At 70.3% G+C, this 10,963-nt stretch carries 6 protein-coding genes and 1 pseudogene; 4 read left to right on the top strand and 3 right to left on the bottom strand.

Going from position 1 to position 10,963, the window contains the following annotated elements; all coding sequences use genetic code 11:
- Window positions 1–163 precede the first annotated feature (163 nt).
- Window positions 164–1,822 carry an ATP-binding protein gene (locus tag ACZ6EJ_RS27225; RefSeq protein WP_469270794.1) on the bottom strand — a complete coding sequence of 553 codons (1,659 nt, stop codon included), beginning with the start codon at window positions 1,820–1,822 and terminating at the stop codon, window positions 164–166.
- A 1,211-nt stretch (window positions 1,823–3,033) separates the two neighbouring features.
- Between ACZ6EJ_RS27225 and ACZ6EJ_RS27220 the strand changes: the two genes are divergently transcribed.
- From ACZ6EJ_RS27220 to ACZ6EJ_RS27210, 3 genes are all read left to right on the top strand, one after another.
- Complete coding sequence (locus ACZ6EJ_RS27220) at window positions 3,034–5,691, top strand: alpha/beta fold hydrolase (RefSeq protein ID WP_469270793.1); 2,658 nt, start codon at window positions 3,034–3,036, stop codon at window positions 5,689–5,691.
- Window positions 5,688–6,599: an ABC transporter permease gene (locus tag ACZ6EJ_RS27215; RefSeq protein WP_469270791.1), complete on the top strand. Its 912-nt coding sequence runs from the start codon at window positions 5,688–5,690 to the stop codon at window positions 6,597–6,599. The genes ACZ6EJ_RS27220 and ACZ6EJ_RS27215 overlap by 4 nt, the downstream gene beginning before the upstream one ends.
- Window positions 6,600–6,737: 138 nt before the next feature.
- A complete protein-coding gene (locus ACZ6EJ_RS27210; protein WP_469270790.1) occupies window positions 6,738–8,339 on the top strand; it encodes a vWA domain-containing protein in 1,602 nt (533 codons plus the stop codon).
- 413 nt (window positions 8,340–8,752) lie between these two features.
- On the opposite strand, the gene ACZ6EJ_RS27205 is transcribed toward ACZ6EJ_RS27210, so the two are convergent.
- Window positions 8,753–9,616 carry a peptidoglycan-binding protein gene (locus ACZ6EJ_RS27205; RefSeq protein ID WP_469270789.1) on the bottom strand — a complete coding sequence of 288 codons (864 nt, stop codon included), beginning with the start codon at window positions 9,614–9,616 and terminating at the stop codon, window positions 8,753–8,755.
- 685 nt (window positions 9,617–10,301) lie between these two features.
- On the opposite strand from ACZ6EJ_RS27205, the gene ACZ6EJ_RS27200 reads away from it, so the two are divergent.
- Window positions 10,302–10,655, top strand: coding sequence for a hypothetical protein (locus ACZ6EJ_RS27200; RefSeq protein WP_469270788.1), 354 nt, complete (start codon window positions 10,302–10,304; stop codon window positions 10,653–10,655).
- Window positions 10,656–10,719: 64 nt separating this feature from the next.
- Here the strand turns inward: ACZ6EJ_RS27200 and ACZ6EJ_RS27195 are convergent.
- Window positions 10,720–10,862 (bottom strand): annotated as a pseudogene (locus ACZ6EJ_RS27195) (IS30 family transposase); the annotation flags it as partial.
- Between the last annotated feature and the right edge of the window lie 101 nt (window positions 10,863–10,963).

The following is a 10,963-nucleotide window of genomic DNA, read 5'->3' as shown; positions in this document are numbered from 1 at the left end:
TGCACAACCTCGCCCTCGCTGGATAGGCAAGTGGGCTGCACGGTGGCCAACCATGCTTGAGGCAACCAGAAGATCACTTACGGGACAGCCCTTAGGCCGTGCTTGGACTGCGCGTCTGCGCGCGCATATCGTGCTTGGGTTTGTTCTGCGATTTTAGTATGCGCTAAATTCTTGCGCGGTCGGCGACTTTGGCGGCAACCTCTTCCAGATCGATAATCGGTGCGCGCCGCAATTCGTCACGCAGCAAAGTGCCGTCCAGTTGTTTTTCCGTCCCAGCCTTTCCGCTTCGGCGAAAGCTCCACTTGCCATCCTTTAGATCGAGAATGGCAAGCCTCCTTTTGAGTCGAACGTCCGAATACTCGCTGAGGTCCAGGATGTATACCTCGTACTTCACTCCTGGTCGATTCTGGTCGGATAGTGTGGATTGAATGAGGTGAGCGAAACGCAGATCTACGAGCTGTCCGAGAACCTCGTAGAATTGATGAGATCTCTGTGTGACGTCGATCCTGAAGTATGTGTAGCCAGCACTCCGGACTTCAGAGGATAGAACGTCGAGAGTGGTTTCGAGGCTACCCGCACTACTGGAGGATACGTCGTGCTCCAGCTCTCTCTTCTTACCTCGCTTGGCGCGACCGGCCGCCTTCGCTACGTCTTCTTTCCCGATTTCCCGAGCCTTGTTGCGAGTTCGGGCAACCACAATCGATGAGGCGAATAGGTTCAAATAATCCCTGGGTACGCCGCCTGATGCCAGGACCAGCCTCCCGAGAGCGCCGTTTTGCGCAATAGTTGAAGGTCTGGCGATACCGGCCGTAGTGGTGTAGCTGGATAGGACGGATTCGAGGAATGCCTGTGTGGATTTGGGGTCTTCGAGCGTCACGTCTAGGTCGATTTTTGAGGCGTCGTGTGGCACTTCGAGGCCAGTTCTAGATGATGGTTCGAATGGGCGAGTAAGCCGTTCGATGCTTGCCACTTTAATCCAGCCGTCGCAGTCTCTGAGCATCCCGGCGATACAGTCCAGAAGATGCGGCTGCTCTTCATCGGAAAACAGGTAGAAGTCGTCCAGGTAAAGGTGAAGGCGCACGAGTTCCTCGCGTAGGATCGTGCGCAGAGAGTGGTTCAGTTCTGCGATCATAGAGCCGATGCTGGTATCTGATACTCGATCTTTCGCTCGCAGATCTGCGACCCGCACATTGAGCTCCTTGAGTCGCCCGTATGGCTCGCTCTGAGAGGATCCCGCGTGTTGGATGAGCGAATTTAGGACCACCTCGGCTACAGCTAGGAAGGCGCTTGAGAAATCGAGGCGTCGCAGCGTGTGTGCATTGACCCACGCCGTGACATGGCCATCTTTTTCTGCGATCCTCTTCGCTTCGAGCAGAAGTGCGGTCTTTCCTACGCCCCGACGTCCGTATACCAGGTGATGCCGAGAGGCGCCGATTGCCGCCAAGCTTGCTCTGGGATCCTCCATGTACTTGAGGCTCGGAAGGGCGTCTGATGTTCGCGACCTGGCTTCCAGAAGTTGGATCAGCTGATCGACTTTCGCTCCGTTTAGGCCACTCCTGCTGACCTCGTTGACATCTTTGCTTTCCTCTACTCGGTGTGGTCTGAATGTGACGACTAGGGATTGATTTCCGATATCCGAGGCATTGTTGAGTGATTGTTCGATTGGTCCAGCCAGGCTTTGTGCTGCGACGAGTGATTCCTCATCGACCCACACGACGAACCATTTTTCACCGGGGAAGGACCTTTCGTCCACGCGGATGATGGAAATGTTGGCTTCTTGTAGAGAGTGGGAAATAATCGAGTCATAATCGATGTTAGACATCAGATGTACCCGTTCGTTGAGGCGAATTTTTCGCAAGCCTGGAGGAAGTTGGCCGCCGTAACAGCGAGGGATCGAGCCTCTGGCTCCCAATCCGAATCAACCAGCGGATAAATGTCGTAGTCGGCTTGATTGCGCAGAAGACGGGCATTCGTCAATTCGACTTCGCGTGTCGCGGATTCTTCGAGAGTCGATGGAAGATTCCTGGGGAGGATGTTGTGTCGTTCATGGTCGTCCCCGCGTGTCTCTGCGAAAACTATTGCTCGCGCAGCCTGGTACATCGCGTAATAGTGCCGACTGATTGCAGATCTGTGCTGGCTCGCTAAGAGGAGATGGTCACCTGCTCTCAGGTGTTCGCCCGCAAGAAGCAGGCGATCCGAGACTACTTGTCGCATCAGTTGCGCGAGAGGGAATGGGTGCCGGGCTCCCTCTGTCGGGAAGGCGGAAATTGCTGCATTTTTACATGTCGAAAAATGCAGCAGTACCTGGTCGGCGGGTTTCGTTACCGGCATGGTGCTGCACTGCCCCCTACTCGTGGTCAACAGACCATGATAGCCCACGAGTTGAGGTGCGCTGACGCTCAGAGGTTGAGTGCACTCGGTGCTCCCGCTGCCGCCGAACTCCCACGTCAGAAGCGTGAGCCCGAGTTCTTCCCGCAGTCCGCCGGGCGATAGGTTGCCGTCGCCGACCCGTCGCCGTGCTCCACGCCGACCTGCAGTTCGCGGCACCGCCGATTCGGGGCGATGTTCGCGAGCGCCCGCGACAGTTCCCGGGCGATGCCCTGGGGGGCGGTGGGGCTCGTCGATGATTAGCTTGTACAGACGTATCCCCGTGCCGACGCTTCGAGTGCACCAGCGCGAGGCCCGAGCCGAAAACGGCCGGAAACCCCATCCACGTGCGCGATCAGCGTGGCGTGGCCTGCGGGGCGAGCAACCAAGCGGTGCGCTCCTCGTGGGGAGGCGCCGAAGGAATGATCGGAGGCCAGACGTCTGGGAAGGGATGCTGTGCGGCAGATCTCCACAATGCCTCCAAATGCAGCACAGGACCGGGTCCAGAGTGCGGTGAGACCACATGGTGCCTCGCGCGCCTCGGGGCGGCACGCCCCGCGTACCGCGTCCGGAGTACGGCGGGGCCGCGCCGTACCTCTCAGGGAGGCCGGCGCCCTCCGCCCAGGGGCAGTCCGGCCGGCGGCGCCGTCCGCTTAGGGTCGGAGGATGGAGATCCCTGCAACTCGACGGCGGCGCCCGCTGTTCCGTGTCCGCGGCCGGTGGGCCGGGGCCGCGGCCGCGTTCGCCGTGCTCGTGGGCGGCGGCACGTGGGCCGCCGCGTTCGCCGGCGACGGCCCGCCCGACGTACGGCGCGAGGACCGGGTGCTGCGCATGGACGGGGTGGGCATCGACACCTCCTACTTCACCGCGGGCGGCGCCGGGAAGCGGCCCGCCGTGCTCGTCGGGCACGGCTTCGGCGGCAGCAAGGACGACGTCCGGGCCCAGGCGGAGAAGCTGGCCGCCGACGGGTACGCGGTGCTGACCTGGTCGGCGCGCGGGTTCGGGAAGTCCGGCGGGCGCATCTCGCTGAACGACCCGGACCACGAGATCGAGGACGTCTCCCGGCTCGTCGACTGGCTGGCCGAGCGCCCCGAGGTGGAGTCGGACGGGAAGGGCGACCCGCGGGTCGGCATCACCGGGGCCTCCTACGGCGGGGCCGCCGCCCTGCTCGCCGCCGGGCACGACCGGCGCGTCGACGCCATCGCCCCGATGATCACCTATTGGAACCTGGCCGACGCCCTCTTCCCCGGCGGCGTCTTCAAGAAGCTCTGGGCGGGTCTCTTCGTCACCTCCGGCGGCGGCTGCGAGAGGTTCGAGAAGCGGCTCTGCGCGATGTACGAACGGGTCGCCGTCAGCGGCGCACCCGACGCCGAGGCCCGCGCCCTGCTCGCCGAGCGCTCCCCCTCCGCCGTGGCCGACCGCATCACGGTCCCCGCGCTGCTGGTCCAGGGGCAGTCCGACTCCCTCTTCCCCCTCGGCCACGCCGACGCCATGCAGCGGGCGATCAGCGCCAACGGCGCACCCGTCGCCGTCGACTGGATCGCGGGCGGGCACGACGGCGGCGACGCCGAGGCCGCACGCGTCCAGGGGCGCGTCACCGCCTGGTTCGACCGGTATCTGAAGGGGGACGCCCGCGCCGACACCGGCCCCGCCTTCCGCGTCACCCGCACCGGAGGCGTCGACTCCACCGACGGGGCCGCGCAGCGGCGCGGCGCGAGCGGGGACGCCTACCCCGGACTGGGCGGCGGCGGCCGGGAGATCGCGATCGACGGCGGGAAGCGGACGTTCCGCAACCCGGCCGGAGCCGCCCCGCCCGCCGTCTCCGCCGTGCCGGGGATCGGCGGCGGGCTCTCCCGGCTCTCCTCGCTCGGCGTCGGACTCTCGCTCGACGTGCCGGGGCAGTCCGCCCGCTTCGCGTCGGCCCCGCTGGACCGCCCGGTCCGGGTCACCGGCGCGCCCACCGTCCGCGTGACCGTCACGGCGAACGGGGGCCGCGACGCGGTGCTCTTCGCCAAGGTGTACGACGTGTCGCCGGACGGCAGGCAGCAGGTGCTGCCCTCCCAGCTCGTCACCCCCCACCGCATCACCCCCGACCGGCAGGGCAGGCCGATCGAGCTGGCGCTGCCCGCCGTGGACCACGCGTTCGACGCCGGGCACCGGATGCGGCTCGTGTTCGCCGCGACCGACCTCGGATACGCCTCGCCGGCCGAGCCCGCCACGTACACCGTGACCGCCGACGGCCCGCTGACCGTCCCCACCGCGCCCGCCGTCACGACCGCCGCCGCCCCGCTCCCGCGGTGGACGTGGGGCCTCCCGGCCGCCGCCCTCGCCGTCGCGGCCGCCCTCCTGCTCACCGCCCGCCGCCGCACGGCCGCCCCGCCGCCCGACCCGGCGCTCACCGGCGTACCGCTGCGGATCACCGGCCTCTCCAAGCGGTACGCCGGCTCCGGCGACCGGTACGCGGTGCGCGAGCTGTCCCTCCGCGTCGAGAAGGGCCAGGTGCTCGGGCTCCTGGGACCCAACGGCGCGGGCAAGACGACCACCCTGCGGATGCTCATGGGGCTCATCACCCCGGACGAGGGCGAGATCCGCGTCTTCGGGCAGGCCGTACGCCCCGGCGCGCCGGTGCTGTCGCGCGTGGGGGCGTTCGTGGAGGGCGCGGGCTTCCTGCCGCACCTGTCCGGGCGCGCCAACCTCGACCTGTACTGGCGGGCCACCGGCCGCCCCGCCGAGGACGCCCACCTCGACGAGGCCCTGGAGATCGCCGGGCTCGGCGACGCGCTCGCCCGCGCCGTGCGCACCTACTCCCAGGGGATGCGCCAGCGCCTCGCCATCGCCCAGGCCATGCTCGGCCTGCCGGACCTGCTCATCCTCGACGAGCCGACCAACGGGCTCGACCCGCCGCAGATCCGGGAGATGCGGGACGTGATGATCCGGTACGCGGCGGGGGGCCGGACCGTCATCGTCTCCAGCCACCTCCTCTCCGAGGTCGAGCAGTCCTGCACCCACCTGGTCGTCATGGACCGGGGCCGGCTCGTCCAGGCCGGACCGGTCGCCGAGATCACCGGTTCCGGCGACGTGGTCCTGGTGACCGCGGCCGAGGTCCTGGCCGAACCGCTCGCGGACAAGGTCGCCGCCCTGCCCGGCGTCGGCTCCGCCGTCCGCACCGACGACGGGCGCGGCCTGCTCGTCCAACTGGACGGCGCGGCCGTCTCCGGACTCGTCGCCGAACTGGTCCGGCTCGACGTCCCGGTCACCGGGGTCGGGCCGCACCGCCGTCTGGAGGACGCCTTCCTCACCCTGATCTCCCGAGGAGCAGCATGAGCGCCCCCGCCCAGCCCCCCGCGGCCCGCACCGGGACCGGCCACCCCGAGGCCCCCGGCTACCGCGCCCGCCGCACCCTGCCGCTGCGCGTCGAGGCCATGCGCCAACTGCGCAGGCGGCGCACCGTGCTGATGGCCGGGGTGCTCGCGGCCCTGCCGTTCGTCCTGATCATCGCGTTCGCGATCGGCGGCGCCCCGGACGGCGAGGACGGCGGCGGCGGAGGCCGGGGCGGCAGCCGGATCAACCTGATGGACGTGGCGACCGAGTCCGCAGCGAACTTCGCCGCCACGTCGCTGTTCGTCTCGGCGGGGTTCCTGCTGGTGATCCCGGTGGCCCTGTTCTGCGGGGACACCGTCGCCTCGGAGGCGAGCTGGTCCTCGCTGCGCTACCTGCTCGCCGCCCCGGTGCCCCGGACCCGGCTGCTGTGGAGCAAGCTCGTCGTCGCGCTCGGCTTCAGCCTGGCGGCGATGGCGCTGCTGCCGCTCGTCGCGCTGGCGGCGGGCGCGGCCGCCTACGGGTGGGGCCCCCTCCGCCTGCCCACCGGGGGCGCGCTGGCCGCCGGGGACGCCGTGCCCCGCCTCGCGCTCGTCGTGGCGTTCATCTTCGTCTCCCAACTCGTGACGGCGGGACTGGCGTTCTGGCTGTCGACGAGGACGGACGCCCCGCTCGGCGCGGTCGGCGGCGCGGTCGGCCTCACCATCGTCGGCAACGTGCTGGACGCGGTGACCGCGCTCGGCTCCTGGCGCGCGTTCCTGCCCGCGCACTGGCAGTTCGCCTGGGCCGACGCGCTCCAGCCGCACCTGGAATGGGGCGGCATGATCAAGGGGGCGGCCGTCTCGGTGAGTTATGCCCTGGTCCTGTTCGCGCTGGCCTTCCGCGGGTTCAGCCGCAAGGACATCGTGTCCTGAACCTGGTGTTCCGCCGCTTCCCCGTCCGCCGTTGCCGCATCGAGACGGTTCCGCAACGCTTTCGTCGGCTCCGACCGGCGGCCCCGTACGTCACATTCGCAGAGGACGGGGATGCCGTCCCGACACGGGGGGTTGCGGATGAGTCAGGTCGGACAGCGGTACGGGAAGCGGGCGGGCGGCCGGAGGGGGGCGGTAGCGCTCCTGCTGGCGGGCGGGATGCTGCTCACCGCGTGCTCCGCCGCCGGGACGGACGGCGCCACCGCCGACAAGCGCGCGGTCGCCCGGCCGCCGCAGGGGGCCACCGGTGGCGGGCAGCCCGCGCCGGAGCAGGGCGGGCAGCCCGGTGGGAAGCGGGAGGGGGCCGCGCCGGAGCCCGCCGCGCCCGACTACCTCTCCACGTTCGCCCTGGACGTGGACACCGCGAGTTACGGATACGCCCGCCGCACCCTGGGCGACGGCCGGCTGCCCGATCCCGCCCAGGTGCGGCCCGAGGAGTTCGTCAACAGCTTCCGCCAGGGGTACGAGCGGCCGAAGGGCAACGGCTTCTCGGTGACGGTCGACGGGGCGCGCCTCGCGGGGAAGGCGTCCGACTGGTCGCTGCTCCGCGTCGGCCTCGCGACCGGGGCGGCCCCGCCGAGCGGCGAACGGCCGCCCGCCGCCCTGACGTTCGTCGTGGACATCTCCGGCTCCATGAGCGAACCGGGCCGCCTGGACCTGGCCAAGGAGTCCCTGCGGACCGTCGCGGACGAGCTGCGCGACGACGACTCCCTCGCCCTGGTCGCCTTCAGCGACGAGGCCGAGACCCGGTTGCCGATGACCCGGCTGAAGGGCAACCGGGACCGTGTCCGGGAGGCGGTGGAGGCGCTGGAACCGGAGCAGTCCACCAACGTCGAGGCGGGCGTCACCCGCGGCTACGACGAGTCGGTCAAGGGCCACCGCAAGGGCGCGAACAACCGGGTGGTGCTCCTCTCCGACGCCCTCGCCAACACCGGCGACACGAACGCGGACGGCATCCTGGAGCGCATCGACTCCGCCCGCCGCGAGTACGGCATCACGCTCTTCGGCGTCGGGGTCGGCAGCGACTACGGCGACGCGTTCATGGAGCGGCTCACCAACAAGGGCGACGGGCACACGACGTACGTGGCCGACGAGGCCCAGGCCCGCAAGGTCTTCGTCGACCAGCTCCCCGCCCACATCGAACTGCGGGCCCGCGACGCCAAGGCGCAGGTGGCGTTCGACCGGAAGACCGTCCGGCAGTTCCGGCTCATCGGCTACGAGAACCGCAAGGTGGCGGACGAGGACTTCCGCGACGACGGCGTCGACGGCGGCGAGGTCGGGCCCGGCCACACGGTGACCGCCCTGTACGCGGTGCGGCTGCGCGCGGGCGCGTCCGGCCCGGTCGCCAGGGCCACCGTGCGCTGGCTCGACCCCGAGACCCGTGAGCCGCACGAGGAGACCGGCGCCGCGGGGGCCGAGGCGCTCGACGGCGCGCTGTGGGACGGCGCGCCCGAACGGTTGCAGGTGGCGGCCGTCGCCGCGTACTTCGCGGACCGCCTGCGCGGCGGGGACCTGCCCGGCGCACCCCGCCTCCGTGAACTCGCCACGCGCGCGACGGCGTTGGCGAAGGCGACCGAGGACAGCTCCGTACGGAAGCTGGCCGCGGCCGTCGGACAGGCGGACCGGATCGAGCGCGGAGCCGGGGCGGACGTCCCGGAGGCGGCCGAGGGCGAGATCGGCTGAACCGGGGGAGGGGCCGGGCGGCGCGCGTGCCGCCCGGCCCCTCCTTCCCGCTCCACTTCCCGGGCTCCGCCGTGCTGCCCGCCGCCCACGCCGCCGGCCTCGGCGAGCACGGGGGGCGGGCGGGTCCGGCGATCCTGGCGGCGCGGGTCCGCGCGGCCGTCGGGCGCGCCTGGCCACGGTCGTCGGGAGCATCCCGCGCGAGGACGCCCTCGCCGCCGAGGACGGCGGCGACAGCGCGGCGCGCGCGGGTTTCGAGCCCCGCCGGCACGCCCCGCGTCAGGCCCGCACCGCGTGCGCGCCCGCCGCGGGCGTCCTGCCGGCCGTCGCCCCGGAGCGGGAGAGGGGGGGGGGGGGGGGGGCTGCCCCCCCCCCCCCCCCCCCCCCCCCCCCCCCCCCCCCCCCCCCCCGCCCGGTCACCCGTTGGGGACCCGGAGCCGGTCCCAACTCGTCCTGCCCGGCACGCCGTCCGCGTCACCGCCCGCGTAGCCCAGCTTGCGCTGCCAGGCGGCGTAGGACGCGCGGTCCGCCTCCGACCAGTTCGGGCCGGGGCCCACGGCGTAGCGGCCGCACCCCTCGGCCACCAGGCGTCTGCCCATCGCCGTGATGATCGCGCTGCTGCGGCCCGCCCGGAAGAACGCGGCCCCCGGGAACGGCTCGTACGCCGGCTTGGCGGGACCCTCCGCGGCGCCGCCCAGCCGTTTGCCGACTCTGGTGCGCATCGAGTCCATGGTGAACCCGCGCGGATCGATCTTGCCCGGCTGCCACTCCAGGTGGCCGATCACCGACCGGGGGCCCCAGCCGTGCGCCCGGCAGACGGCGGCGGAAACCCGTTCGACCGCCAGCAGTTGGGCCGAGGGCCAGGGGTCCTTGCCGTCACCGAGGTTGACGCACTCGAAGCCGTAGAAGTGCCGGTTGCCGTCGGTGTTGGCCTCGTTGTCGGCGGGCAGCCCCTTCTCGGCGATGACGGCGCGCAGGACGTCGTCGTCGCCGAGACCGGCGTGGTTGGCCCGCCCGTGGCCGACGAGGTAGACGGACCCGTCCTTGGCGATCACGCCGTGGCAGAGGGGGCCGGGCAGCGCGGAGTGGCCGTCGTAGCACAGCTCGACGGAGGACGCGGTGCCCGAGGTGACGGTGTGGTGGATCATCACGCCGTGCACCGGGCCCCAGAGCCCCTTGTGGTTGCGGTTGTTGGTACGCCAGCTCCGGTGCTCGACGACCCGGAGGCCTTCGTTGCGGAGGGCTTTGAGCATGGAGTCGGCGGACAGTGGCGTCGCCATCGTGGCGCTCCTTCCCATGAGGACGCGTAGGCTCGCGCGGGCGCTTCGTGTGCGGGCGAGGAAGCCGACGAGCCGGTCCGGCATGAGCGCACGGGAGAGCCCGGCGGCTGCTGCGGCGGTAGGGAGTGCCCTGCGGCGGGGAATTCCGCCGTGGGCCTACCTGAGCGATTTGCCCGTTCTTACGCCCTGTCGAACGTCCGACCCGGCGGAAGGTTTCGGCACTTCCGAACTCCCGATCGCGCACACCCGAACTCCTGACCGAGGTTTCGCCGCCGGAAAGAGCCGATCCCCCCGGTCAGACGCGTCCGGCCCGCTCCGGTCACCGCGCGCCCCGCCTCTTCCACGCCCCCCGCGTGCATCCGCAAGCGCCCCCCCACCACCACGGAAGCGCCCCCGCCGGTCGGCGGATTTTGGGGATCGTCGCGACACGTGATCGCTGACGTGCGGGGGCGAGCGTGTGTGCAGCCGCTCGGCCGGGAAACCCCGGCCGGGCGTTGTGAGTGGGCCGTTGTCGAGTTCGGCGGCGTCCAGCTCCTGGCGGCCGCGCCCGGCCGGGGAGTCGCCAGTTCCCACCACGAGCTCACGTCGAGAACAGGTCAACCTCATACAGGGCGCTTGACGGGGTGCGGAACTCGGGCGTTACTTATCGGTACTCACAGCATAAATGCTGATCAAAGGGGATCCAATGGGAAAGATCATGAGATCGAGGCTGACTGTCACGCTGGCGGTCGCTGCCGTCGTCGGCCTTGCCCTTCCGGGAGTTGCCGGTGCGGCGGATGGCTCGTCCCAGCCCAGGACCAACACGGCCTGCAACGACGGCAAGGCGACAACATTCGAGAACGTGGTCATCCGCACCAGTACCAGCACCAGTGCCGCTGTGGTGACCACTGCCCTGAAGGGGCAGACGTGGGCCTGTGGCACGAATAGCGTGATCCTGGGCGGCCGGTACACCGGTTGCGGGACGACGAACGGCAACGGTTGGTTCTACGTCTACAACGACAACTACGCGGGCTACAGCGCGTCGGCCTGTTGGGGATGACGCCAACCGCGTGACACCCCCTACGGCCGAGAGGCGCATTCCGGCGGTCGTCGCGTCACGGTGATCAACCGGCTGTCCTCAAAAGCTTTGCGAGGCGCTCGACGGGGCGCCCCGGTCGAGCGTTTCGCGTGGTCGGCTGTTGAGTTCGGCGGCGACGGCGTCCAAGTGCGCACGGGTGTGGGCGGTCAGATCGGTGGGACCGCGGGGGGGGGGGGGGGGGGGGGGGGGTGGGGGGGAGGGGGGGGGGGGGGGGGGGGGGGGGGGGGAGGGGGGGGGGGGGGTGGGGGGGGGGTTCCCTACTCTGCTTG

It is taken from the genome of Streptomyces sp. NPDC041970 (assembly GCF_055588985.1).
This window is presented reverse-complemented; position numbering and strand designations above follow the sequence as displayed.

What these genes read in the sequence shown, in the direction of transcription:
- ACZ6EJ_RS27205 (WP_469270789.1), bottom strand. Translation starts at nt 9,616, where the DNA reads ATGGCGACGCCACTGTCCGCCGACTCCATGCTCAAAGCCCTCCGCAAC.
- ACZ6EJ_RS27220 (WP_469270793.1), top strand. Translation starts at nt 3,034, where the DNA reads ATGGAGATCCCTGCAACTCGACGGCGGCGCCCGCTGTTCCGTGTCCGC.
- ACZ6EJ_RS27210 (WP_469270790.1), top strand. Translation starts at nt 6,738, where the DNA reads ATGAGTCAGGTCGGACAGCGGTACGGGAAGCGGGCGGGCGGCCGGAGG.
- ACZ6EJ_RS27215 (WP_469270791.1), top strand. Translation starts at nt 5,688, where the DNA reads ATGAGCGCCCCCGCCCAGCCCCCCGCGGCCCGCACCGGGACCGGCCAC.
- ACZ6EJ_RS27200 (WP_469270788.1), top strand. Translation starts at nt 10,302, where the DNA reads ATGGGAAAGATCATGAGATCGAGGCTGACTGTCACGCTGGCGGTCGCT.
- ACZ6EJ_RS27225 (WP_469270794.1), bottom strand. Translation starts at nt 1,822, where the DNA reads ATGTCTAACATCGATTATGACTCGATTATTTCCCACTCTCTACAAGAA.